Origin of the sequence: Campylobacter sp. (assembly GCF_019423325.1) — a bacterium.
Taxonomy (GTDB): domain Bacteria; phylum Campylobacterota; class Campylobacteria; order Campylobacterales; family Campylobacteraceae; genus Campylobacter_B.
Map to the genome: position 1 here is coordinate 50,359 of NZ_JAHZBQ010000003.1, position 26,413 is coordinate 76,771.

At 48.1% G+C, this 26,413-nt stretch carries 22 protein-coding genes, 4 tRNA genes and 1 pseudogene; 15 read left to right on the forward strand and 12 right to left on the reverse strand.

The window, feature by feature from the left end; genetic code table 11:
• Window positions 1–22: 22 nt before the first annotated feature.
• The 5 genes from tuf to QZ367_RS08080 form a co-directional block, all read right to left on the reverse strand.
• Window positions 23–1,222, reverse strand: coding sequence for an elongation factor Tu (tuf, locus tag QZ367_RS08060; RefSeq protein ID WP_040304280.1), 1,200 nt, complete (start codon window positions 1,220–1,222; stop codon window positions 23–25).
• 56 nt (window positions 1,223–1,278) lie between these two features.
• Window positions 1,279–1,353, reverse strand: a tRNA-Thr gene (locus tag QZ367_RS08065).
• 113 nt (window positions 1,354–1,466) lie between these two features.
• Window positions 1,467–1,543, reverse strand: a tRNA-Gly gene (locus tag QZ367_RS08070).
• 12 nt (window positions 1,544–1,555) lie between these two features.
• Window positions 1,556–1,640: transfer RNA gene (locus QZ367_RS08075), tRNA-Tyr, on the reverse strand.
• Window positions 1,641–1,676: 36 nt separating this feature from the next.
• Window positions 1,677–1,752 (reverse strand) — tRNA-Thr (locus QZ367_RS08080).
• A gap of 126 nt (window positions 1,753–1,878) precedes the next feature.
• Here QZ367_RS08080 and QZ367_RS08085 point away from each other — a divergent pair.
• Entirely contained in the window at window positions 1,879–2,091 is a 213-nt protein-coding gene (locus tag QZ367_RS08085) for a hypothetical protein (protein WP_291939414.1), read from the forward strand.
• Window positions 2,092–2,710: 619 nt separating this feature from the next.
• Here the strand turns inward: QZ367_RS08085 and QZ367_RS08090 are convergent.
• The 5 genes from QZ367_RS08090 to hemB form a co-directional block, all read right to left on the reverse strand.
• Window positions 2,711–4,015, reverse strand: coding sequence for a (Fe-S)-binding protein (locus QZ367_RS08090; protein WP_291939416.1), 1,305 nt, complete (start codon window positions 4,013–4,015; stop codon window positions 2,711–2,713).
• 11 nt (window positions 4,016–4,026) lie between these two features.
• Window positions 4,027–5,391, reverse strand: coding sequence for an oxygen-independent coproporphyrinogen III oxidase (gene hemN / locus QZ367_RS08095; RefSeq protein WP_291939418.1), 1,365 nt, complete (start codon window positions 5,389–5,391; stop codon window positions 4,027–4,029).
• The gene (locus tag QZ367_RS08100) at window positions 5,384–5,866 is read right to left on the reverse strand and encodes a DUF2603 domain-containing protein (protein WP_291939422.1); all 483 of its coding nucleotides are present in this window, start codon (window positions 5,864–5,866) and stop codon (window positions 5,384–5,386) included. The genes hemN and QZ367_RS08100 overlap by 8 nt, the downstream gene beginning before the upstream one ends.
• A 14-nt stretch (window positions 5,867–5,880) precedes the next feature.
• Window positions 5,881–6,804 carry an ornithine carbamoyltransferase gene (gene argF / locus QZ367_RS08105; protein WP_291939425.1) on the reverse strand — a complete coding sequence of 308 codons (924 nt, stop codon included), beginning with the start codon at window positions 6,802–6,804 and terminating at the stop codon, window positions 5,881–5,883.
• A 157-nt stretch (window positions 6,805–6,961) separates the two neighbouring features.
• On the reverse strand, window positions 6,962–7,939 hold the full coding sequence (gene hemB, locus QZ367_RS08110; RefSeq protein ID WP_291939427.1) for a porphobilinogen synthase: 978 nt from the start codon (window positions 7,937–7,939) through the stop codon (window positions 6,962–6,964).
• A gap of 63 nt (window positions 7,940–8,002) precedes the next feature.
• Here hemB and ribA point away from each other — a divergent pair, with 63 nt between their 5' ends.
• From ribA to QZ367_RS08145, 7 genes are all read left to right on the forward strand, one after another.
• The gene (gene ribA / locus QZ367_RS08115) at window positions 8,003–8,563 is read left to right on the forward strand and encodes a GTP cyclohydrolase II (protein WP_291939429.1); all 561 of its coding nucleotides are present in this window, start codon (window positions 8,003–8,005) and stop codon (window positions 8,561–8,563) included.
• On the forward strand, window positions 8,560–9,138 hold the full coding sequence (gene rsmG / locus QZ367_RS08120; protein ID WP_291939431.1) for a 16S rRNA (guanine(527)-N(7))-methyltransferase RsmG: 579 nt from the start codon (window positions 8,560–8,562) through the stop codon (window positions 9,136–9,138). The genes ribA and rsmG overlap by 4 nt, the downstream gene beginning before the upstream one ends.
• Entirely contained in the window at window positions 9,138–9,344 is a 207-nt protein-coding gene (locus tag QZ367_RS08125) for a hypothetical protein (protein WP_291939433.1), read from the forward strand. Before rsmG ends, QZ367_RS08125 begins: the two co-directional genes overlap by 1 nt.
• Window positions 9,341–9,883, forward strand: a complete 543-nt coding sequence (locus QZ367_RS08130) for a hypothetical protein (RefSeq protein ID WP_291939435.1) — start codon at window positions 9,341–9,343, stop codon at window positions 9,881–9,883. The genes QZ367_RS08125 and QZ367_RS08130 overlap by 4 nt, the downstream gene beginning before the upstream one ends.
• 572 nt (window positions 9,884–10,455) lie before the next feature.
• Window positions 10,456–11,658: a chloride channel protein gene (locus QZ367_RS08135; RefSeq protein ID WP_291939440.1), complete on the forward strand. Its 1,203-nt coding sequence runs from the start codon at window positions 10,456–10,458 to the stop codon at window positions 11,656–11,658.
• 199 nt (window positions 11,659–11,857) lie between these two features.
• Window positions 11,858–12,280 carry a peptidoglycan-binding protein LysM gene (gene lysM / locus QZ367_RS08140; RefSeq protein ID WP_291939442.1) on the forward strand — a complete coding sequence of 141 codons (423 nt, stop codon included), beginning with the start codon at window positions 11,858–11,860 and terminating at the stop codon, window positions 12,278–12,280.
• Between the two features lie 554 nt (window positions 12,281–12,834).
• Complete coding sequence (locus tag QZ367_RS08145) at window positions 12,835–13,356, forward strand: hypothetical protein (RefSeq protein WP_291939444.1); 522 nt, start codon at window positions 12,835–12,837, stop codon at window positions 13,354–13,356.
• Between the two features lie 88 nt (window positions 13,357–13,444).
• Here the strand turns inward: QZ367_RS08145 and QZ367_RS08150 are convergent, their stop codons facing one another.
• Window positions 13,445–14,503 carry a DUF3137 domain-containing protein gene (locus QZ367_RS08150; protein WP_291939447.1) on the reverse strand — a complete coding sequence of 353 codons (1,059 nt, stop codon included), beginning with the start codon at window positions 14,501–14,503 and terminating at the stop codon, window positions 13,445–13,447.
• 501 nt (window positions 14,504–15,004) lie between these two features.
• Here QZ367_RS08150 and QZ367_RS08155 point away from each other — a divergent pair.
• Window positions 15,005–15,901 (forward strand): radical SAM protein, encoded by an 897-nt coding sequence (locus tag QZ367_RS08155; protein ID WP_291939450.1) that lies wholly within the window; start codon window positions 15,005–15,007, stop codon window positions 15,899–15,901.
• Window positions 15,902–17,929: 2,028 nt separating this feature from the next.
• Here QZ367_RS08155 and QZ367_RS10410 read toward each other — a convergent pair.
• Window positions 17,930–18,967: pseudogene (locus QZ367_RS10410) on the reverse strand (DNA polymerase III subunit gamma/tau); the annotation flags it as partial.
• Window positions 18,968–19,060: 93 nt separating this feature from the next.
• Between QZ367_RS10410 and QZ367_RS08165 the strand changes: the two are divergent.
• The 6 genes from QZ367_RS08165 (at window position 19,061) to hemE (ending at window position 25,879) form a co-directional block, all read left to right on the forward strand.
• A complete protein-coding gene (locus QZ367_RS08165) occupies window positions 19,061–19,609 on the forward strand; it encodes a YajG family lipoprotein (protein WP_005873082.1) in 549 nt (182 codons plus the stop codon).
• Window positions 19,610–20,227, forward strand: coding sequence for a ComF family protein (locus QZ367_RS08170; RefSeq protein WP_291939460.1), 618 nt, complete (start codon window positions 19,610–19,612; stop codon window positions 20,225–20,227).
• 50 nt (window positions 20,228–20,277) lie between these two features.
• Window positions 20,278–23,010, forward strand: a complete 2,733-nt coding sequence (gyrA, locus tag QZ367_RS08175; RefSeq protein WP_291940144.1) for a DNA gyrase subunit A — start codon at window positions 20,278–20,280, stop codon at window positions 23,008–23,010.
• Window positions 23,003–24,034 (forward strand): aspartate-semialdehyde dehydrogenase, encoded by a 1,032-nt coding sequence (locus tag QZ367_RS08180; protein WP_291939463.1) that lies wholly within the window; start codon window positions 23,003–23,005, stop codon window positions 24,032–24,034. The genes gyrA and QZ367_RS08180 overlap by 8 nt, the downstream gene beginning before the upstream one ends.
• A 304-nt stretch (window positions 24,035–24,338) precedes the next feature.
• On the forward strand, window positions 24,339–24,830 hold the full coding sequence (locus QZ367_RS08185; protein WP_291939465.1) for a YqhA family protein: 492 nt from the start codon (window positions 24,339–24,341) through the stop codon (window positions 24,828–24,830).
• 2 nt (window positions 24,831–24,832) lie between these two features.
• Window positions 24,833–25,879 (forward strand): uroporphyrinogen decarboxylase, encoded by a 1,047-nt coding sequence (hemE, locus tag QZ367_RS08190; RefSeq protein ID WP_291939468.1) that lies wholly within the window; start codon window positions 24,833–24,835, stop codon window positions 25,877–25,879.
• Window positions 25,880–26,413: the final 534 nt, after the last annotated feature.

Consider the following 26,413-nt stretch of genomic DNA (forward strand, 5'->3'; position numbering starts at 1 on the left):
TAAAATTCCGCTTGCAAAAAAATTAAGCGATGATTTTCGAAACGACGCCTGAGCCTACGGTATGACCGCCTTCGCGAATCGCGAAGCGAGTACCTTGCTCAAGAGCAATCGGAGCGATTAGCTCAACGGTAATCTTAACATTATCGCCAGGCATTACCATCTCGGTTCCTTCAGGAAGGGTAATCGAACCGGTAACATCTGTAGTACGAACGTAAAACTGCGGTCTATAATTATTAAAGAATGGAGTATGGCGTCCGCCTTCTTCTTTAGTTAGGATATAAACCTCGCCCTCAAATTTAGTATGAGGAGTGATCGATTTTGGTTTGCATAAAACCATACCGCGCTCTACTTCCTCTTTCTTAGTACCGCGCAATAAAACACCTACGTTATCGCCGGCTTCACCTTGATCCATCTCTTTTCTAAACATCTCAACGCCAGTGACGGTAGTGGTTTGAGTAGGTTTAATACCTACGATCTCGATAGTATCACCAACTTTAACGATACCTTTTTCGATTCTACCGGTTACAACGGTACCGCGACCGGAGATTGAGAAAATATCTTCGATCGGAAGAAGGAAATCTTTATCAGTATCGCGAACAGGGGTTGGGATATAGCTATCAACTGCGTCCATAAGCTCCATAATCTTTGCAGACCATTCGCCGTCTTGTCCAGCCTTAGCTTCCTCAAGAGCCTTAAGAGCAGAGCCCTTAATGATTGGGGTCTCGTCGCCAGGGAATTTATACTCTTTTAAAAGATCTCTAACTTCCTCTTCGACTAGCTCTAAAAGATCCGGATCATCGACCATATCGGTTTTGTTTAGAAAAACTACGATATAAGGAACGCCTACTTGGCGAGAAAGCAAGATGTGCTCGCGAGTTTGAGGCATAGGACCATCTGCGGCAGAAACAACTAAAATAGCGCCGTCCATCTGAGCCGCACCGGTAATCATATTTTTTACGTAGTCGGCGTGGCCTGGGCAGTCAACGTGAGCATAGTGACGTTTCTCGGTCTCATATTCGATGTGAGACGTAGCAATAGTAATACCGCGCTCTTTTTCCTCTGGAGCGTTGTCGATATTGTCGTAGTCCTTTAGCTCAGCTAGACCCTTCCTAGAAAGAACAGCAGAAATAGCAGCTGTCAAAGTAGTCTTACCATGGTCAACGTGACCGATGGTACCAATGTTTACGTGTGGCTTGTTACGATTAAATTTTTCTTTAGCCATCATATCCTCCGTTATTGATTTGTGGATTACACAACAAACTAAGCGACTCTATTTTATGGAGCTCATAGCGGGACTTGAACCCGCGACCTCTTCCTTACCAAGGAAGTGCTCTACCTCTGAGCCATATGAGCCTAAACTCAGGCAAAGAGAAATCGCTACCAATACCCAACAATGCGACCAAAATTTAGATTATGTAAGCATATAAAAGCAGTTAAGTTTTACAGCTCCCAGTAAACCTAAATTGTGGAGCGGGAAACGGGGCTCGAACCCGCGACCCTCAGCTTGGAAGGCTGATGCTCTAGCCAACTGAGCTAATCCCGCATCAAAAATTCATGGTGGTGAGACGTGGATTCGAACCACGGAAGGCAAAGCCAGCAGATTTACAGTCTGCCCTCGTTGGCCACTTGAGTATCTCACCCTTTGATGAAATCTGGTCAAACACTGTTACAAAAAATGGAGCTGGTGGACGGGATCGAACCGCCGACCCACTGCTTACAAGGCAGTAGCTCTACCAGCTGAGCTACACCAGCATTTTGAAATTGAAGTGGCAATTATAACCGAAAAATCCCCAATTGTCAAGGCTAAAACAGCCTATTTTAAAATTTCATAAAATTTCTGCTATAATGCGCGCAATTTTAAATTTTAAGGAATTTTATATGAAAATCATACCTTGGATTATCATAGTTTTTATGATTTATTTGATTTATTATTTTATCTCCCGGTCGGAAAAGCGTCTAAATACCCTTGAAAAGCGCTTAAATAAGATAGAAGAAAACTTAAGCGAGATAAAAAAGGCTACCGAAGCCAACAGGCTCTTGATCGAAGAAGCAAAGCTGGACTCTGAAGATGACGTAAAAGAGCAAGAATAAAATTAAATTTAAAGCCCCGATCTCGCTAGCTTAGCCTTTTTGCCAAATATCTTGTGCTAAAAATTGTGAGTATATTTTATAGTGGACTTTGGCATTTTTGAAAGAAATTTTGCCGCAACGTCGAAACCGCGAAGTGCAAGAAGCTCATACGTAACTACTTCTTAAATTTTACGAAATTTAAAATTCGCGCTTTAATCCTGCAACGCTAAGCAAATCCACGCGAATTAATAAATCAAAATTCCAGCCATTAGCCGCAAATTCCATAGAATTTCAAACAATACCGCCTAAAATTAGAATTCCTGCTAAAATCCATCTTACAATTCAACTTCTTAAAATTTTGCGCAAATCCCTCAGCTAAAATTCTAAACTACAAAATTTTAGTATTTAAAATCATATTAATCAACCCCGCCGCAGAGCAAAACCTATGAGCTCGCACCGAGCGCTACCCCAGGCTTAATATATCCGAAAGCTTAAAAGTGTAGACCATAACCTCTGCAAGCTAACGATAAAATTTAATCATAATTTTTAAAAACCAAAATTTCAAAAGCATAGAATTTTACCCCAGGATTTGAATTGAGTAAAAAGCTAACGAAATGCAGGAGCTTCTAAAACGCAAATTTTATCCATTGAAATTTTCCTCGCCCATAAGCGCTTCAGCGATGAGCTCTAGCGGATTTATGCACCTCATCTGCGAGCCACTTAAAGAAAGCGAATTATTTAGCTGCATCCTGCACGCACTGCACTCGGCAGAGACTACGCGCACGGGTAGATCTGCCATTGCACGCGCCTTAGCTAATCCCACTGCGCGCGCGAGCTCGTAGCGCTCGGTCTGCATCGTCACACCGCCAAATCCGCAGCATTTATTAGGCTCATCCATCTCGGTTATTTCGTAGTTTTGAGCGAGCAAGCCGCGCGGTTCTTTCCAAATACCCTGCATTTTGCGGGCATGGCACGGATCGTGATAGGTAATCGCTAAAGCCCTTTTGCCGCGGCGCAGCAAAAGATCACTTAAGTTTGTAAATTTATAAAAGTATTCGCTCGCCATAAAAATTTTACTCGCAAGCTTTTGCGCACGGGCTTTCCATTGCGGCTCGTTTTCAAAAAAATGCGCGTAATCCACCCGCAGCATTGCAGAGCACGTAGCCTCGGGCACGATAATCGCATCAAGAGCAGGCATGACTTTTTCGAAATATGCTATATTAAATTTTGCCACGCGTTCAACCGCCGCAAAATCTCCCGTAAAATACGCAGGAGCGCCGCAACAGGCTTGTTCCTTCATCAAATTTACGTTTAGCTTTAGTGCTCGCGCGATATGTAAAACCGCCTCGCCTACGCCCGTGTAAGCGTAGTTTGCCATGCAGCCGATAAAAATTCCAATAGTTTTTTCGCCGCCGTTGTCGATAAGCTCTGCGTGCGAGTTCATAAAGCTCTTTTTCGCAGGAGCAGGCAACAAGCGCTCTTTTTTAAGTAGTGGCAAGTCAAATCTAGGCGACATAGAGCTTTGCGTATCTTTTCGCATCTTAAAGCCACAGCTAAGAAACACGTATCCAAGCGCTGCTGCTAGATCCAGCGCTTTGCGGTGCCCGAGCAGCCAAAACGCAGCTTTTTTGTACCACGCGATGCCAAATTTTTCCGCAATGCGCGCGCGAACATTCTCGATTGCCGTATCTATGGGCAAAGACTCGCCGCAAATATCTACGCAGTTGGTGCATAAAAAGCAGCTTTCAAAAATTTTCTTAGTATTTTTATCAAGCTTTAGCTCATTTCTGCCGTAAGCGCCCAAAAGATCCACGAATCCGCGCGGGCTCGTTACTTCATCGCCGTTAATGCCATGAACCGTGCAGACTTGGATACATTTACCACATTTTACGCAGCGCTCGCTAAGTGCCGCAAAATCGAACGCTCCAAGCTTTGCCCTACTCATAGCCGCGCCGCTTAGACGGTTTTAGAAAAGCGCTTCTCGCCCAAATTTTTATCCATATACTCATCAAAGCACATCGCGATATTTCGGATCAAAAGCGTACCGGTAGGCGTTACCGAAATTCTATGCGGCGAGACTTGCACGAAATCCTTTAGCGCCTCAAGCTGTTTTAGGCTCGCGCCAAAATGCTCAAAAAATTTTATCTTAAATTTCTCCTCGATCGCCTCTATATCGACGCAGAAATTGCTCATCAGCCCCATAATCACCTCTTTGCGCAGCAGATCCTCTTCATTTAGCAAAATGCCCCTGCAATACGGCAGCCTGCCCGTATCGATCGCGGCTTCATATGCATCCATATCTTTGAAATTTTGCGCGTAGTGGCGCGCGCCCTCGCCGATGCTAGTTAGCCCGATGCCGATCAGATCGGCGCCGCCCTTGGTCGTGTAGCCCTGGAAATTGCGGTGTAGCGAGCCGTTTTTAAGTGCAGTATGAAGCTCATCGGCGGGCTTTGAGTAGTGATCCATGCCGATCATCTCATATCCGTTCGCGCTCAAAAAATCGTGGGTAAATTTTAAAATTTCAAGCTTCACCTTCGGCTCGGGCAGTGTCGTCTCGTCAAATTTACGCATAGATTTTTTGATCCACGGCACATGCGCGTAGTTAAAGATCGCAAAGCGGTCCGGATCAAGCGAAAGCGCAAGCTCCAGCGTGCGCTTAAAGCTAGCTAGACTCTGATACGGAAGGCCGTAGATCAGATCCATATTTATCGATTTTATTCCCCTCTCGCGAGCCATAGCTACGACCTCTCTCGTGAGCTCGAAAGGCTGGATGCGGTGGATCTCCTTTTGCACGCGCTCGTCGAAATCCTGCACGCCGTAGCTGATGCGGTTAAAGCCGTTTGAGACGAGCACGCCTAGCTGCTCCGCGTTTAAAAACCGCGGATCGATCTCGCAGCTGATCTCGGCTTCGGGGCTGAAATTTTTAAAATATTTTTTGATATTTTTTATGTGGCGCGCGAGCTGTTCGGCGCTAAAATACGTAGGCGTACCGCCGCCGAAGTGCATCTGCACGACTTGCCGCGAGCCGTCCACGACGCCGCTTAAAATTTGCATTTCGCGCTCGATATAGTCCAAATACCGATCCATCTTGTCGCGCTTGCCCGTGTAGATTACGTTGCAGCCGCAAAAATAACAGGCGGAGCGACAAAACGGCATATGGAAGTAAAGCGACAGCGGAGTGGAGCTTTTCTGATTTTTTAGCTCGTTCAGATACCCGTCGTAGCTGAAGTTTTCGCTAAATTCCAAAGCGGTCGGATAGCTCGTGTAGCGGGGCCCAGGGCGCGAAAATTTCGCGTAAGCGTCGAAGTCTATGCTATTCACGGCCGCCCGCCTTAGTTTTGATAAGCTCTTCGATATCGATGAAAAGGTTCGGATGCAGGCTTTTTACGCGTGAGACGACGGCATCGACGTCTAAGCTTAATCTTTTTGCATTCGGATTTGCGCCCGTTAGCCTTCTGATCTCGTCCATACACACGATCCACGCGTCGCCGAAATCCACCGGCGTATGCTGCAAGATCGAGCGCTCAAGCTTGAGATTAAAATTTTCCTGCATCGCGTTTTTGGTCGCAGCGATGAGATTTGCAAGCGATTTTATCGAGATCATCGTGTGCACTTCGTTATTTTCGTCGATGCCGAACCACGGCTCCTCGTCGCTCCACGAGCCGCTTTTTAAAGTGAGTTTTTTCTCGTTGTCCTCGCCCTGCGAAATTTCAAAAACCGTCCTTTTCGAGCTATCCAGCTCAAAAAATTCGCTCGCTTTGTCGATCTTTTTTAGCGCTTTCTCTTTTTCTTCCATGCGTTCTCCTAAATTTACCTTCTTTGATCCAACCAGACCATAACGCCCTTTTGCGCGTGCAGGCGATTTTCCGCCTCTGCAAAAATTTCATCCGCGTGCGCTTCAAACACGGCCTCGCTCACCTCGTATCCGCGGTACGCCGGCAGGCAGTGTAAAAAGATCGCGCCGCTACCTGCTAGAGCCATTAAGCTTTCATCCACGCAAAAGCCCGCGAAATCGCGAATTCTTTGCTCTTTTTCGGCTTCTTGCCCCATCGAAACCCAAGTATCGGTCGTCACGACGTTTGCGCCCGCTACGGCTTCCCTTATATCGTTCGTTATTAAAATTTTAGCGCCCGAAATTTCGGCATTTTGCCGTGCCTGCGCCAGTATCTGCGGATCGGCCTCGTAGCCCACGGGCGTCGCTATTCGCAGCTCAAAGCCAAGCTTGCTGGCAAGCATGAGCCACGAATGCGTCATATTGTTGCCGTCGCCCACGTACGCGGCTTTTATCTTTGGAGTTTCAATACCGCGCTCCACGATCGTCATTAAATCCGCCATTAGCTGCACGGGATGAAATTTATCGCTTAGCCCGTTTATCACCGGCACGCGGCTAAATTCCGCAAGCTCTATTAACGTCTCGTGGCGATTTACGCGCGCCATGATTAGATCGCACATTCGCGAAATCACGCGCGCAGTATCTTTGACCGGCTCGCCTCGCCCGAGCTGTATGTCGCGACTGCTCAAAAACAACGCGTGTCCGCCAAGCTCGTTCATCCCTACGTCGAAGCTAACGCGCGTCCTGGTCGAACTTTTTTCAAATATCATCGCTAATTTTTGATCTTTTAAATATGGCTTGAAATTTCGCGCTTTAGCTTCTTTCTTTATCTCAAAGGCTAAATTTAAAATTTCGATTATCTCGTCTTTGCTAAAATCGTTTAACGTAAGAAAGTGCCTCATATCGCTCCTTTTTGGTTAAATTTTACACTGTTTTCGCTTACGTAACGTTTTATTCGGCTTTAAAATTTTAAATTTACGCTACGTGCCGCGAAGTAAATTTCAAAAACCAAGTCTCGCTGCTGCTGCGAAATTTTAAAATTCCAAAATTTTTAAAATTTTACCTGCGCGAATTTAAAATTTCCGCGATCTCTTTAGCGTGATAGGTGATGATCATATCCGCGCCGGCGCGCCTTATGCCTATCATCGTCTCCATCATCACGCGCTCATAATCGATCACGCCCGCTTTTTTACCCGCCTGCAAAAGCGCGTATTCGCCGCTTACGTTATACGCACAGATCGGCAGCAGCGTGCGCTCTCTAAGGTCTCTGATTAGATCCAGATACGCAAGCGCGGGCTTTATCATCAAGATGTCCGCTCCCTGCGCCTCGTCCTGCAGGCTTTCGTTGATCGCCTCAAATCTATTTGCAGGATCCATCTGGTAGCTGCTGCGATCGCCAAAACTAGGCGCTGATTCTGCCACGTCGCGAAACGGCCCGTAGTAGCCGCTGGCGAACTTGCTCGAATACGCCATAATCGGTAAATTTTCAAATCCGCTGCGATCGAGTGTCTCTCGCAAGGTAGCGATAATACCGTCCATCATGCCGCTTGGAGCGATCATATCCGCGCCCGCTTTGGCGTGGATGAGCGCTTGCTGCGCCGAAATTTCAAGCGTCGCGTCGTTATCCACCGTCTGATGCACATGATCGATGATGCCGCAGTGCCCGTGGTCGGTGTATTCGCAAAAGCACAGATCGGTGATTACTAATAAATTTGGAAATTTAGCCTTTATCGCGCGCAGCGAAGTCGCGATGATGCCGTCCTCGCTTAGTGCGTCCGAGCCGATACTGTCCTTTAGCGACGGAATTCCGAAAAGTAAAATTTTATCCAAACCGAGCGGCAAAAGAGCCTCGCACTCTTTTAAAATTTCATCCAAGCTCATCTGAAATACGCCGGGCATCGAGGCGATCTCCTTTTTGATACCGCTTCCTTCCACGACAAAAAGCGGATAGATCAGCGAGCGGGTTTGCAGATCGGTTTGTCGCACCAGATCCCTAAGCGCAGGGTTTATTCGTAGCCGTCTAAATCGTTTAAACATTATTTTTCCTTTTTTAGCTAGAATTGCGGGATTCATAATATCACAATTGGAGTAAATTTAAGCATGGATATAAAAATTTCAGAGGTCGCAAATCTCCCCTCCCGCTTCGGAAGCTTCCGCGTTCAGTCGTTCAAGCAAGGGAACAAAGAGCATTTGGCGATATTTAAGCAACCTTTGGAGGGCGTCGTAAACGTGCGGATCCACTCGGAGTGCCTTACCGGCGATGCGATCGGCAGCCTAAAGTGCGACTGCCGCGACCAACTCGAAGCGAGCCTAAAATATATCGAAGAACACGGCGGTATGGTGATCTATCTGCGTCAAGAGGGGCGAAATATCGGGCTTTTTAATAAAATCAATGCCTACGCGCTGCAAGATCAGGGCCTCGATACGATCGAAGCAAACCATCAACTCGGCTTCAAAGCGGACGAGCGCACCTACGAGATCGTGGATTTCATACTCGCTCATTTTGGAATTTCTCGTATAAATCTGCTTACGAACAACCCGCAAAAGCTGCACGATCTAAAAGTCGAAGTGGTCGCGCGCGTGCCGATAATCATCACGCCTAATAAATTTAACGAAAATTATCTACGCGTCAAAAAAGAGCAGATGGGGCATCTGCTGTGAAGCTTGCGCCCGGCGAGAGCTTTGGCGAGCAGGTCGCCAAATTTAAAGCCTGTCTGCAAAAATTTAACCGCGTCCATAGCCTCACGAATTACGACGATTTGGACGCGGTGGTGCGCGACAGCCTAAGCGGAGCGGAGTTCATACCGCGCTATCCGCGCATCGCATGCGACATCGGCTCGGGAGCGGGCTTTCCCGGGCTATTTTTGGCGCTCGCGCTGCCGCTGTGCGAGTGGCATCTGTTTGAACCAAATCAAAAAAAAGCGGCATTTCTAACCTACGCGAAGGTTAGCCTCGCTCTAGCTAACGTAAAAATCCACGCCGAGCGCGTGCAAGACGGCGCAAAGCTGCGCGCCGATCTTATAAGCTCTCGAGCGCTAATGAGTGCGCGAAGCTTAGTTGAAATTTGCCGCGGCTTTTACGACGAAAACACGACGTTTTTGCTCTACAAAGGCTCGGGCGCAGAGGCGGAAGCAGCAGAATTCCGCAAGGAATTTGCAAGCGCGCGCTGCGAAATTTTTAGCGGCGAAAACGCTTTGAAAAATAGAAAATTTTTAGTGATCAAAGGGGTGAAATAATGGGAAAAATTCTAGCCGTCGCCGTTATCGCGGCGCTCATATATTTTTTGATAGTGCCTAGATTTCGCGTAAAGAAAAAGGACGATGCGACCGAGCTTTTGGCGTGCGACGAGTGCGGGACGTACTTTAGCAGCGACGAGCTTGCTCTGCGTGACAAAAAGCGCCTTTGCAAATCCTGCGAAGCCAAACTAAGGGGCGGCAAATGATCATCCTAGGCCACGCGCTCGTGCCATACGAGCCGCTGTATCTCATCAAAAACGGCGACGAAGTTTTCAAATACGACAATCTGCTCTTTAAGTTTAACGACAGGCTCATCGCCGCAGCGCAAAAGGCGCAGAAAAAATTTAGCGTTATTACGAATGATATAAATGAAATTTTACTCGCAAACGGCGCAGGCGCGCGCTTTATCATCGTGGATAAAAAATCAGCCGCGCACGCGCAAAAGCTAGCAAACGATTATTTATTCGACGCCAAGATCGCGATGTTTATCGGCTCTGCGCGGGCGTTAAAAGGCCTAGCCGAGCTCGGAATCGATGCGGCGATCTTTAAAGACGCGATCGCAAACGCGCCCAAATCGCTACTTGCAAGCATCGGAGACAGCGTGGGCTCTAAATTTCACTTCGGATTTCCGAAAAAAGATGAAATTTTCGGCGGTGCGCAAAAGCTCGCGGATAAAATTTCAGCTCTGGATAAAAAGCTAAGCGCGCCCGCAGCCGGTAAAAACGACGATATCTGGAAAAAATAGCAAAATCCTAAACGAATTTATTCGCGGAGTGCAAAATTTCTATGACTCACACAAATTAAAATTTCGCGCAAAATTTTGCCCAGTCACGCAACTTGGAATTTCACGCGAGATTTCGCCCGCTTACGCGGATCGGAATTCTACGCGGAATTTTGCCCTCTTTCTTAAATTAGAATTCTGCGCGAAATCCCACGCGTCCTCTGCGAAATTCTCTCGCTTACTTAATTTAAAATTTTACCCGCTCGGATAGATTTAAATTTTACGTAGAATTTCGCCTGTCCTCGCGGCAAGAAATTTCAAATAGAATTTTATCCTCCAGCGCGATGCGAAATTTTACTAAATTTTCTACGCGCTATATAAAATCTACTTAAATTTTTACTCGCGCAATTAACGTAAATAAAATTCTGCCTCTGCCTACGCTTCATAGAATTTTGCGCAAAATTTACTCGCAGAGATGATATAAATTCCTAGCCATTATTTTAAAATTTACTCGCGTTTTAGCTGATTTTATGCGCGCGGTAAGGATTTTTTAAAGCTAAAATTTTATATAATTATGCGTTTCAAAAAGGCATATTTTGAGTACTAAATTCTTTCTAGCGATCCTTGCGATAGGCGTTATAATGGGGCTTTGCGCAGGGTTCTTAAACTTCGGCATCAACGAAATTGAAACTTTTGCTTTCGGGCATAATGATGAGGAATTTCACATTATCACGGAGCAAACCACTGCGCTTAGGCGCTTTCTTAGCGTCCTCGCAGCCGGCGCAATCGTAACTTTAATTAGAATTCTGCTAATAAGACTGAAACCTTTTTTAAACGTAGCTTCGATGATGGATGGGCGAAATCCGCCGTTTTGGCAAAATTTAATCCACTCGGTTTTGCAGCTAGTAGCCATCGCTCTGGGCGCACCGGTAGGCAGTGAGGCTGCTCCGCGCGAGCTAGGTGGCTTGTTTGCGGCTAAAATTTGCCGCGCCTTAAATATCGGCGGAGATGAGCTTCGGCTATTTGTCGCATGCGGTGCGGGAGCGGGACTGGGCGCTGCATATAACGTCCCGCTAGCGGGCGCGCTTTTTAGCCTAGAAATTTTACTCAAAAGCTTTGATACTCGAGCGATTTTATGCGCCTTTGCTACTAGTGCGGTGGCTACAGCTACAGCAGAATTCGGAGCTTCAAAAGAAATTTATTACGCAGTTTCAAACTTCGCCCCTACCCCACAGAATTTACTCGCAGCGGCTCTAATCGGGCTTGTCACGGGGGTTGCGGCGAAATATTTCCAAGACGGGGTGCGCTTGTGCGAAAAACGGCGCATAAAAAGCCTTAAAATCGCACTTACACTGCCGCTTGCGTTTTTACTTACCGCGGCGGTCAGCGCATACGTGCCTGAAATTTTAGGTAACGGGCGCTCCGCAGCGCAGTTTGCTTTTAACTCCGCGTCCTTCAGCCCCTATTTGCTTGCGATCTTGCTTTGCAAGGCATTTTGCATTTTGATGATCTTTCGCTGCGGCGGATATGGCGGCACGCTAACGCCAAGCTTCGCGCTGGGCGCAGTTTTGGGGCTATGCGTTGGATTTGCGATCGGCGAAATTCTACCTATTAGCCTAAGCGCAGCGGGGGTTTGCGGAGGGGCTGCATTTTTAGCGATCAATCTAAACGCGCCGCTTTGCGCCTTTGCCCTAAGCGCAGGATTTTGCGGGCTAAATCTCAACTCATATTCAGTCGTCGTTTTTAGCATCGTATGCGCCGTGATCGCTAGAAATTTACTGACGAAAAATTTAGCGTAGTCGCGACGCTGATAATTCATACGCTGCAAATCTGAATAGATGGGCGCGGCAATGATGGTCCAAGAACCTGCCGTCGCGCATAGAGTGAGCGCAGTAGGTCGCATCATTGGGCTAGGTCGGAGCCGTAAGGATATGCGCCTAAGCTGATCGTTGGTAAATTTAAGATAAAATTGCGCCACTTTAACCAAAGGAGAAAACAATGGGTTTACTTTCATTCGTAGCCGAAGCAGGCAAGAAACTACTAGGTCTAGGCGATGACGCCAAGCACGTAAAAGACGAGATCGCCACCAATCTCAGCTCTACGCCGGTAGAAGGGCTAGAGGTCGAGGTGCAGGGCGACACCGTCAAAATCAGCGGCAACGCCGATAAGGAAACTCTCGAAAAAGCAGCCCTCATCGCGGGCAACACAGCAGGCATTAAAAACGTGCAGATCGAGGGCATCAGAGAGGATAGCGCCGAGAACTACTACACCATCGTAAAGGGCGATAACCTATCTAAAATCGCGAAGAAATTCTACGGCGACGCGAATAAATACAAGATTATTTTCGACGCCAACCGCGAGGTTATTAAGGACGCAAACCTCATCTATCCGGGGCAGAAGATCAGAATTCCAAAAGCTTAAGCTCGCTTTTGAATACTGCGGCTTGATTTTGCAAGCCGCGGATTTTACTTTTGCGCGTACTGCGCTGCGTTTGCGCGAGCCGCGATTTTATAAATCTGCGCCGCAGCGAGATTTTGGCGAGCTATGTATTTTGCTAGCCGTGGATTTGCAGACTGTAAATTTTGCGAGCTGCAACTTTAAGGCTATGGTCTGCTTTTGCGAGATGGGTTTTGATTTTAAGTCGTAGCGCGGTTTTGCGAGACGCACTGCGGTGGATAGTGGATTATTTGCCGTATCGCCTGTGTGCCGATATATGCCTGCATACCGCTCTAACGGATTTACGATAGATTCCATCGCACCAGCCAAACATATCGCGCTTTGATTGAGATATAAAGATGCCTGAAAATTTTAAAATTTCACCTAGAGATTACGATAAAGAGCCGCTAGTCATAAACGGCTACGAAAAATTTTTTGCGATCGCTTGGTATTTAGTATTGTTATTTTCCGTCTTAACGATAGCTATAATAAAGGATTTTATGGAATGCGGATCTTTATGTTCACCAAAAGGCGTAGTTATGAATTTGGTAATGTTAGGAATTCTTATTGCGATATGCATCTTTAAGTTAATTCGCAGCAAGCAACAAATAAGATTCACGGATAGATATATAGAATTTATCGAAAACGGCGTCGTTAAGAGATTTTGCAAAGTAGAATTCGACGAACTGCGAAGGAGCTTTTCGATTGACGTATTTATTAGCTCAGAAATTTTACAGTATATCTGCAATTTATCTCTTACGATACTGGGACTCATAGCTCTAAAATGGGAGCTTTTAGAGATAATATTTTTTATCTATCTATGGGGATTTTTCTTAAATTTTATATTTTATCTATCGGTGAATAAAAACCTCAAAGGCTTTAGAGCTCTGCCATTTATAAGGGTCGCTGAACCTACGACCAACCCAGGATATCACAATATTTTACCAAGATATTATCTTATCTATATCTACAACGATAAAATTTACAACGATATCAAAGAGTATTTTTTGCAGAAAAATATAGATATCGACTACATCAAGAAGAATTATCTGTTTGCCTAAAACCATAAAACCGCAAGTATAAGCCCAAATAATCGACACTCGGTTTGCGTAAAAATCTATAAAATTTTATCTAATCAACTGCGTTTGTCTAAATCCAAATCCTCACATTCAGTTTTAAAATTTTAACGATACTCAAAAAGTTTAAAATTTCGCTCTTTATCTCGCTTGCGGGATCGCGGCGCAGCACGCTTTCATAGACGCTAGGCTCGAAATTATCGCGCCCGGTGTGCACGAAAATATGGATCCGCCGCTCTCTGATGCTCGCCCAGATCTGCGCCCCGAGCGCGTCGCCCACCGCCAAAAATCGCTCCATAAATGCAGGCGTCAGCACGTACATCGCGTTTTGCGGCTCATCGCTAAGCACCTTGTAGCGCGCGGCAAACTCCACGTTATCCATCGCAACGGGCTTTAGGCCTACGTGCTGTTTGTTTTGTATCTCGCGCGGATAGATGAAAACGGGCGCGATGATGCGTTTGTTAAATTCCGCTACGAAAAACGCCCCCACGAGCTCGTGCTGTAAATTTTGATGGAAAAAGCTCACGTCGCTAAACTCGAAGCTCACTCCCTGCCACGCGCCGCCCACGCGGTCGTTGCCGTGCAGATTTTCGATAAACTCGAACAGATCGCTCTGCACCACGCGCCAAAACGGCACGCTGCCGTAGGAGACGTATTCGTAGCCGAGCTCGCGCACGAAAGGCGCCAGATAGTGCTGCTTGTAGCTTTGGCGGTACCGCCCGGTAAAGATATCTTGCGCGCTTTTTACGCCGAGCGCGTAAAGCCGCGCCGCTAACCACACCGCAAGCGCGAGCGCAGCCAAGCTTATCAACGCCTGCGGCAAGGCTGCGGAGTATTTGAAGATCAAAAACGAAATCGCGACCGAGCCGAACTTTAAGATATTTTCCGTGCCGATGAGATCCTTTTGCCAGCCGTTTAAGTGCACCTCTTTAAGGCTTACGGCGAGCGAGGCGACCGCCAGCAGCATAAGCATCATCGTGCTAAAGCTCTGCGCGCCCTGCCTATCTGCAAAATACGCGATAGCGCCGAACACCGCAAACAAGACGATCGTGCTTACGACGATGATGAACTTTAGCTGTTCCACGTGCTTTTTCGCGTCCAGCCTCAGGCGCTCCAAATCGTAAATAGTCAAAATTTCACCCTTCTTTCAATTTGCTCGCAATTTTAGCAAAATTCTAGGAATTTTGGAATTTCAAAGCTTGCTCGTCCGCACATAAGGCGAATTTTTTATATGAATTTTACACAGCACCCTAAATTTAAGGATAAATTCAAAGCTCTAAGCTTAAAATTCCGTCCTAGCGGGGGCGGTGCGCAGAAGCGGAATTTCAAATAAAAGCGGCGCCAAATTTCGGCACGCGGAAGTTAAATTACAAGGCATAAATTTGCTACGTAGAATTTTCAAGGCTCGATTCAAAGCGTTATTGGCGCGAGGCTTAAGATCGGTATAAACTTGCTACGTAAAATTTAAAAGCGGGATTTCCTAGCTAAATTTTTTAAAAGCAAATTTCAGTAAAATTTCACGAGGCAGAATTTCAAATTAAAATTTTGCAAATTAAATTCCGCAAAGTAAAGTTTTAAAGCGAAATCTTGCGCTAAAAATGTCGTCATTCGCAAATCAAATCATGGAGCAAAAATGAGATATATTTTCGGGCCCGTCGCCTCGCGTAGGTTCGGGCGCAGCCTCGGCATCGATCTGAGCCCGCAGCGCAAGCAGTGCAACTTCAACTGCGTATATTGCGAGCTGGGCGCGGGCAAGCCGGTAAGCGCGATGAGCGGGCCCTGTGAGATCGGCCCGGTCATCGCCGAGCTGAAAACTGCGCTGGCGATGCATCATAACATAGACGTCATCACGATCACGGCAAACGGCGAGCCTACGCTGCATCCGCGCTTTGCAGAGCTCGTGGACGCGCTAAAGGCGCTGAACCTACCGCAGAAGCTGCTTGTGCTCTCAAACGGCTCGCTCGTGCGCGAAAACAGCGCGGCACTAATGAAGCTTGATATTTGCAAATTTTCGCTAGATAGCGCGCTTGCAAAAAGCTTTCGCAAGGTGGACGGCCCGCACGCAGGTATTAACGCCGAGAATATCATAAGCGCGATCGCGGATTTTGCGCACGAGTTTCGCGGCGAGCTTGATATCGAAATCCTAGTCGTGCGCGGGCTAAATGACACACAAGAGGACTTTGCGGCGCTGAATGCGGCTTTAGCTCGCATCAACCCGCACCGCGTAGATCTTGGCACTATAGATCGTCCGCCTGCATACCGCGTGCAGGGTGTGAGCGAGGCACAGCTGCGCTATCTGGCTACTTTCATCGAAAATCAAAACGTAAATATAATCGCCGCACCCAAATACGCAAGCGAGCGACTGAGCTTTAGCGAGGATGAGATATTGCATACTTTGGTACGTCGTCCGCAGCGCACGAGCGACGTGGAGGCGATGTTTGACGAAGCGAGCGCGCAGCTTTTAAAGCGTCTTGTGGGTGCGGGTAAGGTTGTTTTTAAGGACGGCTACTATAAAATCGCCAAGAAATAGCGGCGGAATTACGAGGTAGAATTTCGTTTCGTAATTTAATAACAAAATTTTATCGAGATTTCGCAGGTTGAATTTTGCGTCCAAATTTTTAATAGGTGAAATTTTACGTAAATAACCCGCGATGATGTTATGAAATAATAGGGCGCGTAATCCAGATTTAAAATTCTGCAAAGAATAAATTTAATCGACGAAAATTCTAATGGCAAAAATGCGGGCGCAAATGCTTCGGCTACAGAAAATTCCAATATCAAAAAATATAATTTTAGAAATTCCGCCTCGCAAAGCTCTGGCGGCGAAGATCAGAGTGCCGAAAATTCTAACAGCGAAAATCAAGGTGCCAAAAATTCGGGTGCGTAAAATTCCGGTGCATAAAATTTAGCTCGCATGATAAAAAATAAAGCTGCGTTAAAATTTAAAAATTTCACTGCCCACCCGCGCTTTTTTTGGGTTCGCTTGCAGTTTGCGCGAGCAGGTGCGGCTCTTTGCTGCGCATGTCCCGCCGAAGCTATTTGCCTCGAAAGATCAAGCATCGTCGCAAAACCGAGCGAAGTGGGTAAAAATTTAAAAAGCCGAAATTTTAAAATCATGCAGGCTTGCTTTGCCGCGTAAATTTCGGAGTCGCTTTTGCACGTTTAAATTTTAAAATCGCACGGAGATAAATTTAGTCCGCAGCGAGCGTTATTCTGTGATTTTGGTGGGCTCGCCGAATAGCCTATTCATCTCGGAGATCAAAATTTCCTTGCCGTCCTGCGCGCCGTTTGCGAGCTCGGCAAGACCTGCCTTGGCGGCGCGCACGCTCTTACTTGTATCGCGAGGCTTTGCGGCGTAGTTTTGCGGATCGGTGGATCTTAACAGATCATCCTTCTCTCCGTCGTCATCTCCTGCAGAAATTTCGGAATTTTGCAGCTTGGAATTTGAAGTGGAATTTCGCTGCTCAGAATTTTGCGTCGTAGAATTTTCCGAATTTTGCCGCTCGGAATTTCTTGCCGCATCCATTTGCAACTTTGCGGCTTGCGCCTCATTTGCGGCAGAATTTATTTGCGACGCACAGCTCTGCTCGCTCGCTTGCGCGCCGGTTAAATTCCTATGATCTTGCTCGCCTACTTGCGTAGATTCGGGATTTTCTTGCACGCTACTAGAGGTGGGGCTTTCAGTAAAATTTTGTGCCGCGGAATTTACAGGGCTTTGCGAGGTCGAATTTCTCGGGCGTGTAGTATCGGCGCCGGATTCGGAATCCGCGCCTTGCGTATAATTCGTGCTTTGCGTAGCGGTTGCGCCGCGTGTGGAATTTCGATCGCGTTCGCTCTGGGTGGGATCATCGCCGTTTTGCGGCGCGCTTTGCTCGATTTTGATTTTTGCGTTCTCGCCGAAAAGCGATTTTAGTACGCTATTTACCGCTCGCGAGCCCTTGCGTAGGTACTCTCTGTCCTGTCCCTGCGCGCGCGAGAGCAGATGCAGCGTGCCGCGCTCGAACTTTAAAAATTCTATGCATTTGCTAAATTTCTCGCCCAGATCGTAATCGCGGTCGTAAATTTTGGCTAAAAAATTCTCGTAAATTTCATTTTGAGCGCCCGTTTTGATGGCGGAACTTACGCCGTTCCGCGCCGTCTTGGTGCCTGCGGCGACGGCTGCATCTTGCTGTGCGGCGCCGCTTTTGGCGTCGTTTCGCGCCGCAAGGCTTCGCTCACTTTCTGCGGTATCAGGTGTATCGCTGCGCTTGCTTGCATCGCTAGATGTGCCGTTTAATTTATCGGCAGCCACACTGCCCGCCGCCGTATTTGAATCGCCGCCATGCGCTTTCGCCGCGCCGCTCGGCGTGAGAACGCGGTCCGTGCCTTGCTCGGCGCCTTGATTAAAATTTGGCGTGGAGTTTGCGCTCGCCCTAGAGTCTATGCCCGCTCGAGAGCCCACCGCAAAGCTTGGGCTTGATCTAAAATTTCCGTCGCCGGAGAAATTTGGTTCAGCCGAAAAGCGATCGTTCGCAAAAGAGCCCATCGCGCCAGTGCCTTGATCCAGCGATCTTCCGATCTCGATCAGCTCGTCGATCTCGCGCAGATTGACCGCCTCCATCATCATAAAAATCATCATAGAAATTGCGTAGGTGTTGTCCGGGCTGATGGCGAGCATGCTCTTAGCGCCCGCTAAAATGCGGAAAAACCGCTCGTACATCAGCAGGCTAAATTTCGCGTCTCGGCGCAGGAATTTATCCTTTAAATTTGCGATCATCTCGTCGATTATTGTCTCGGCGTTGTAGTTTTCGACCTCTTTAATGATCTCGATCGCGCCCGCGCGGTCCTGGCGTAGCACGACGTCTAAAATTTCGCCGATTTTAGCGGGATCGAGCAAGCCCAGCATATCGGCGATCGCGCGCTGTGTGATGCCTTCGCGGCTAAAGATAATCGCCTGATCGAGAAGCGTGAGTGTATCTCGTAGCGAGCCCGAGCCGCTGCGCGCCAAAATTTCAAGCGCGCCCTCTTCGTAAGCGATGTTTTCGGTTTTTAAAATTTGCGCCAGGTGCGCTACGACGGCGCTTTTGGCGATTGGTTTAAAGCGAAAGTGCTGCGTGCGCGATAGCACCGTGACGGGAAGCTTGAGCGGATCGGTAGTCGCAAGGATAAATTTTACGTAATTAGGCGGCTCCTCAAGTGTCTTTAAAAGCGCGTTGGAGGCCTCTTTGGTGAGCATATGCACCTCGTCGATGATGAAAATTTTAAAGCGCGCGCTTGCGGGATGATACTTCGTCTGCTCGATAAGCTCGCGGATATCGTCGATCTTGCGGTGGCTGGCGGCGTCCATCTCGATAATGTCGATGTGGCGCCCCTCGTTTGCCATTACGCAGTTATCGCAGACCTCGCACGGCTTGCCGGTAGGGCCTTTATCGCATAAAAGCGCTTTGGCAAAAATCCTAGCCGTCGAGGTTTTGCCGCTGCCGCGAAGTCCGCTGAAAAGATATGCGTGGCTCAGCCTGCCCGAATCCAGCGCGTGCGCAAGGCTTTTGGCGACGGCGTCTTGACCGATGAGCTGCTCGAAGCTTTTGGGTCTGTATTTTAAAGCGAGTGTTTGCAAAATTTCTCCTTTGATCTTACAATGATACAAAAAAATCTATAAATTTTAAATTTAGTGCTAAAATGCACCCGAATTTCAGAAAAAAGGATCGAAATGAAAAAATTTTTACTCGGCGTCTTTGCGCTATTTTTTGTCGCTTGCTCGCAAACCAGCAGCGTCATTAGCCTAAATCCGTATCTTTCTAAGGCCGATCAGACCGTAAGCGGCAAGTCGGTAAATATCAACGCGATCAACGATCAGCGCGAAAATCAGATGGTAATCGCCGTTATAAACGACAACGACGGCAAATTGGTCGATGAAGTGCTTTTAAAAAACAATCTCTCGGCGTGGTTCGACAAGGCTTTGCGCGCGGAGCTTGAGGCTCGCGGCGTAAGGATCGATCCGGCAAGCCCGAATATCGTAACCGTAAATATTAGAAGCATCTCGGCAGCGATCAACGGCTACTCGAAGGAAAATATGAGCGCAAGAGGCGAGATCGCGATTTCTATCGTGCAGGGCAACAAAACTACGACCAAGCGCGTTTCACAGGATCAGAGCCAATTTACCGCGCTTCGCACGGCTAGATCGCTTAATCCTTTCGTGCAAAGCTTGCTTGGCGACATCGTCAAAAAATCCGCCGATCAAATCATCTTGACGCTTTAGATGCGCTGCGTAAATTGCGGCGCGTTTAGCCTGCGCATGATCTGCGCCGCCTGCGCCGCAAATTTAGCCGAATGCCGCCTAAGTATGCGGCAGGTGGAGGGCTTTAGCGTGTTTTACTACTACGGCTACTCCGAAATTCGCGAGCTTATACTTTCTAAACATCATGAATACGGCGCTGCGGTGCTTGCGCGCATAGCTTCTTTAAGCCTAGCGAAATTCCCGCTTCATCTGCAGCGCGAAATTTCTGTAAATCCGCAAAACTACGAAACGTTTAAAACGGACGGAATTTTTAAATTTAACGCCGTGCCGCTTGATGATGACATACGCAGTGGCTATTCGCACACGGCGATCTTAGCCCGCGCGCTAAAAAGCAAGCTAATTGAGCCAAAATTTCACTGCCTGCGTGCGCAAAACCGCGTCAAATACACCGGACAGAGTTTGGAATTTCGCCTAAAACACAAGCGAAATTTTAAAATTTTAACCCCGCCGCAATTTCCCGTAATCCTAGTAGACGACATCATCACCTCGGGCCTTAGCATGCTGCAAGCGCGCGAGAGCTTGATCGATGGCGGCTTTATGCCCGTGTGCGGCTTGGTTTTAGCTAATGCAAAAGAATAATTCGCTATAATCGCGCTTTAAAATTTAAAAGGATATTTATGCAATCAAATATGTTTGAAAATCAGGAGATTATCGATATAGACGTCGAGGAATCGATCAAGACGAGTTATCTTGATTACTCGATGAGCGTTATCATCGGTCGTGCGCTGCCGGATGCCAGAGACGGCCTAAAGCCGGTGCATAGGCGAATTTTATATGCGATGAACGATCTTGGCGTGGGCTCTCGCCAGCCTTACAAAAAATCCGCTCGTATCGTAGGCGACGTCATCGGTAAATACCATCCGCACGGCGATACCGCCGTTTATGATGCGCTCGTGCGAATGGCGCAGAGCTTTTCGATGAGAATTCCTTCCGTGGACGGGCAGGGCAACTTCGGATCGATCGACGGCGACGGAGCGGCGGCGATGAGGTACACCGAAGCGCGTATGACGCCGCTAGCCGAGGAGCTGCTAAAAGACCTAGATAAAGAGACAGTCGATTTCGTGCCGAACTACGACGAGAGCCTAAGCGAGCCCGATGTTTTGCCGACGCGCGTGCCGAATTTGCTGCTTAACGGCTCGAGCGGAATCGCCGTGGGAATGGCGACGAATATCCCGCCGCATAGCCTAGATGAGCTCGTGGGCGGTCTTTTGATACTGCTTGAGAATAAAAACGCAAGCTTAGAGGAGATCATGGGCGAGATCAAGGGTCCCGATTTTCCGACCGGCGGCATTATCTATGGCAAAAAGGGGATCATCGAGGCGTATAAAACGGGCAGAGGGCGCGTTAAAATTCGCGCTAAAACCCATATCGAAAAAAAATCAAATAAAGACGTCATCGTAATCGACGAGCTGCCGTATCAGACCAATAAGGCGCGCTTGATCGAGCAGATCGCAGATCTCGTAAAAGAAAAGCAGATCGAAGGCATCTCCGAGGTGCGTGACGAGAGCGATCGCGACGGAATTCGCGTAGTAATCGAGCTTAAACGCGACGCGATGAGCGAGATCGTGCTGAATAATCTATTTAAGCAAACTACGATGGAGGCGACCTTCGGCGTGATAATGCTCGCAATCGACGGCAAGGAGCCGAAGATTTTCACGCTGATAGAGCTTTTGAAGCTGTTTTTGAACCACAGAAAAACCGTCATCATCCGCCGCACAATTTTTGAGCTTCAAAAAGCCCGTGCTAGAGCGCACATCTTAGAGGGCTTAAAGATCGCGCTAGATAATATCGACGAAGTGATCGACGTAATTAGAAACTCTGCCGATACCAACGTCGCGCGCGAAAATTTAATGAGCAGATTCGGCCTTAGCGAAGCACAATCGGGCGCGATTTTGGATATGAGGCTAAGCCGTTTAACGGGGCTTGAGCGCGAAAAGATCGAGGAGGAGCTAAAAGAAATTTTAGCCGAGATAAAGCGGCTTGACGCTATCCTAAAAAGCGAGGAGCTAATCGAGGGCATCATCAAAGATGAGCTTTTGGAGATCAAGGATAAATTTAAATGTCCGCGCATCACCGAAATCGTCGATGACTACGAGGATATCGACATCGAAGATCTTATCGCGAATGAAAATATGGTCGTTACGATCACTCACCGCGGCTACATCAAGCGCGTGCCTAGCAAGACTTACGAGAAGCAAAAGCGCGGTGGCAAGGGGCGCGTGGCGGTCACGACATACGACGATGACTTCATCGAGAGCTTTTTTACGTCCAATACCCACGACACGCTTATGTTTATCACCGACCGCGGGCAGCTCTACTGGCTTAAGGTCTATAAAATTCCGGAGGGCTCGCGCACCGCAAAGGGCAAGGCGGTCGTAAATTTAATCCAGCTCGGCGCGGACGAAAAGATCATGGCGATCATCCCTACGACCGATTTTGATCCGAGCAAGTCGCTCGTATTTTTCACTCGCAACGGCATCGTAAAACGTACGAATTTAAGCGAGTTTAAAAACATCCGATCGCTTGGCATCCGCGCTATCAGCCTAGATGAGGACGATACGCTAGTAACCGCTCTCATCGCTCCAAACAGCGCCGAGGAGATGCAAGACTACAAAGGAGGCGCTCTAAGCGGCGACGATCTGGACGGCGGCGAGGCCGAGGAAGTTTTAGAGCAGACCGAGCAGGATATTTTGGAGGGAAGCGAGGATGAAATTTCAGATGAAATTTCGCAAGACGAGGGCGCTCAAGACGGCGAGCCGCAAAGCGCTAACGAAAATATGCTCTTCATCGCTACGAAAAAGGGAATGTGCCTTAAATTTAATCTAAATAAAATTCGCCAGATGGGGCGCATAGCTCGCGGCGTAAAGGGGATTAAATTTAAAGAAAAAGGCGACGAGGTCATCGGCGCCGCGTTCATTTTAAACGACATGCAAGAAATTTTAAGCGTGAGCCAAAAGGGTATCGGCAAGCGCACGACCGCGAGCGAGTATCGTCTCACAAATCGCGGCGGCAAGGGCGTCATCTGCATGAAGCTCACCAACCGCACGGGCGAGCTCATCGGCGTTGTGATGGTCGATGAGGAGATGGATCTTATGGCGCTTACTACGAGTGGCAAGATGATCCGCGTTGATATGCAAAGCATCCGCAAAGCGGGCCGCAACACCAGCGGCGTCATCGTCGTAAATGTCGAGGGCGACGACGTCGTGAGCATTGCGACCTGCCCGAAAGCCGAGGAGGGCGACGAGGGCGAAGCGGACGAGCTTGCGCAGGATGAAAATTTATTAAATTCAAATTTAGATAGCAAAGATTCGCAGAGCGACGGCTCTAGCGATGAAATTTTAAAAGGAGGAGAGGATGAGTAGTTACAATATCGCCATCGTAGGCGCTACCGGCGCCGTAGGCGAGGAGATTTTGCGCGTCTTAGACGAGATGAACTTCCCCGTGAAGGACATACTGCCGCTTGCGAGCGCAAAGAGCGCGGGCGAGAAGGTGGAATTCCGCGGCAAAGAATACGTCGTGAGGGAGCTAACGGACAGTACCTTCGATGAAAACGAGATCGACATCGCGTTTTTTAGCGCGGGCGGCTCCATTTCGGCGCATTACGTGCCTTTTGCTGCGGCAAGCGGCGCGGTGGTGATCGACAACACTAGTCACTTTCGCATGCAAGAAAATGTCCCGCTCGTAGTGCCCGAGTGTAATCCTCAGGATATAAAGCTGTGGAAAGAGACGGGCATCATCGCTAATCCGAACTGCTCTACCATCCAGATGGTTCAAATTTTAAAGCCGCTTGACGATGCATTTGAAATAGAGCGCGTGGACGTAAGTACCTATCAAGCCGCCAGCGGCGCAGGCAAAGAGGGCATGGAGGAGCTTGTGTTTCAGCTGCAGAAATTTTTTGAATTTAAGCTTGACGAGTGCAAACCTAAAGTTTTCGCGCATCAGATCGCGATGAATGTCATCCCACACATCGACGTCTTTTTGGACAACGACTACACCAAAGAAGAGATGAAGATGGTGAACGAAACGCAGAAAATTTTGCATAAAAACTTCGCCGTTTCGGCTACCTGCGTGCGCGTGCCGGTGCTACGCAGCCACAGCGAGGCGATCACGATAAAATTTAAAAAGGATTTTGAGATTGGTCGCGTGCGCGAAATTTTAAGAAACGCGCCTAGTATCGTGCTTGTAGACGATCCGAGCAAAAACGAATACCCGATGCCGCTGCTTTCGAGCGACACGAACGAAACCTACGTCGGCAGGCTCCGCAGGGACAATTTCGACGATAAAATTCTGCATCTTTGGTGCAGCGCCGATCAGATCCGCGTAGGAGCGGCGACAAACGCCGTGCGCATCGCGCTTCGCTGGATCGATATGCAGCAAGACAAGTAGGATAAATTTAGCATAGTTGCCGAGCCTTTGCGCGCGGATGCTGTCGCGTGCGCGGTTTCGGCGCCGAGGCCGCGCGAATAAATTTGCAAATCAACTTAGTTAAAATTTAACGCCGCGAGCTGAAATTTTGCGCCTTTAACCTGGCGCAAAATTTTAAAGACTCAAACGGGCGCGCTTAAAAGAGATAAATTTACGCGATTGCAAACGAGCGTAAATTTAAACGAACACTTCGGCATAGAGTGGCTTTTAAATTTATATATCCGCTTGCGGAGCGGCTAATCCCGAATTAAAATTTAAGGAAGAAATGAAAGCTATATTTGAAAAATTTTTGCTTTGTAGTAAATCTCTAACGCTTCTGCCTGTTATTTTTTGTGTTGCGGCTAGTGCGACGATATTTGTGATGGCAAGTTATGAAATAGGCTCGGCGCTTTATAAAATCGTGGAATTTTTTCTAACGGCGCAGAGCAAGCGAGCGCTTTACGTCGATATTTTAAGCGAGATAATAACGGCGATCGATCTGTATCTGGTCGCCATCGTGCTGCTAATCTTCATATTTGGAATTTATGAGCTGTTTATCGACGAGTTTGTGGATCTAAATTTACAAGTTTTAAAGATCGCCTCGCTGGATGAGCTAAAATATAAACTCGGCAGCGTCATCATAATGGTGCTGGTAGTGGATTTTTTCAAGCGAATTTTGCACACCGACTTTACTACCCCTTTGGATATGCTTTTGCTCGCAGGGGCTATCTTTGCGGTTTGTTTGGCTTTGTATATTTTGAGTAAATTTAAAGGATAAAAATGGTTTTCATCGACGCATGCTTCGGCAAAGAGACCCCATACACGCCCATTTGGATGATGCGCCAGGCGGGGCGCTACCTGCCGCAATACATGGCGGTGCGCGAGAGGGCGGGCGATTTTTTGAGCCTGTGCCGCGACTACCGCGCTGCTAGCGAGGTAACGATCCAGCCCGTGGAGATTTTGGGCGTCGATGCGGCGATACTTTTTAGCGATATTTTGGTCGTGCCGATGCAGATGGGTATGGATCTGCGCTTCGAAGCGGGCGAGGGGCCGCGCTTTAGAGGTCCGATCCGCTCCCAGGGCGATCTGGCGCGCCTTGATCCGCAAAAGGCCGCGGCGGAGCTTGGATACGTTTATGATACGATCTCGCTTACTCGCTCACGCCTTGCCGCGGATAAAGCTCTCATCGGCTTTTGCGGCGCGCCGTGGACGATCGCTACCTATATGATCGAGGGCGGCAGCAGTAAAAATTACGCCGTTTGCAAAAGGATGCTCTACGAAAATCCGCAGCTTCTGCATGAAATTTTGCGCCTCGTTACGGAAGCGACGAAGCTTTATCTGGCGCGCCAGATCGGCTCGGGCGTCGATGCGGTGCAGATCTTCGACAGCTGGGCGGGCGCGCTGGAGCCGAGCGCATACGAGGAGTTCGGCTGGCGATACATCTTAGAGATCACGGAATTTTTAAAGGCGAAATTCCCGCATATCCCACTCATCGTCTTTGCCAAGGGCACGGGCGCGCAGATCTCGCAGCTGAGCCGTATCGCGGCGTATCGCGGCGCAGCGAGCTTTGACGTATGGGGTGTGGATTGGAGCACTCCGATCGGGCTTGCGCGCGAGCAGCTCGGGGGTAAATTTGCGCTTCAGGGCAACCTGGAGCCGATGCGGCTATACGATCGCGGCGCGATAGAATCGGGCGTGCGCGAGATTTTAGCGGCGATGAAGGGTACGGCGCATATATTTAATCTAGGCCATGGAATTTTGCCCGACGTAAGCGTGCAAAACGCCAAATATCTGGTGGATCTGGTACACGAGCTAAGCGCGCGCTAAAACCTTATTTTGCGATAGCCTGTTTGCGGCGCGTCGCTGTAAATTTTATGGAGCCGTAATTTAAAATTTCGCTCGCTCGGGTCGCTTGCTTTGCTTCCGCGCGATCTTTCCGCTGTCCATAAATTTTTAAATTTTGCACCGTTTTCATGCCGCTAAAACAGCTCGCGGAACGCAAAACTCTAAATTTTAAAATTTTGCGCCGTTTTGGCGCGGCAGTATCGCAAATTTTAAAATTTAGCCGCAGTTTGAAATTTTATGCCGAGCGGGGCTTAAAATTTTACGCGCTGTGTATGCGGTGGCGTAAAAATATCGCGTCTTGCGAGTTTAAATTTAACTCGCGCTTTAAATTTATAGCTCGCACGCCCTAAATTTAAGGATAAATTTAAAGCTCTAAGTTTAAAATTTTACCGTAGCGGGGCGGAGCGTGGAAGTGGAATTTCACATAAAAGCGGCGCCGAATTTCAGCGCGCGGAAGCAAAATTTAAAGCGCAATTCAAAGCAAAATTCTGTGCGCGAGCAAATTCCCGCAAATCA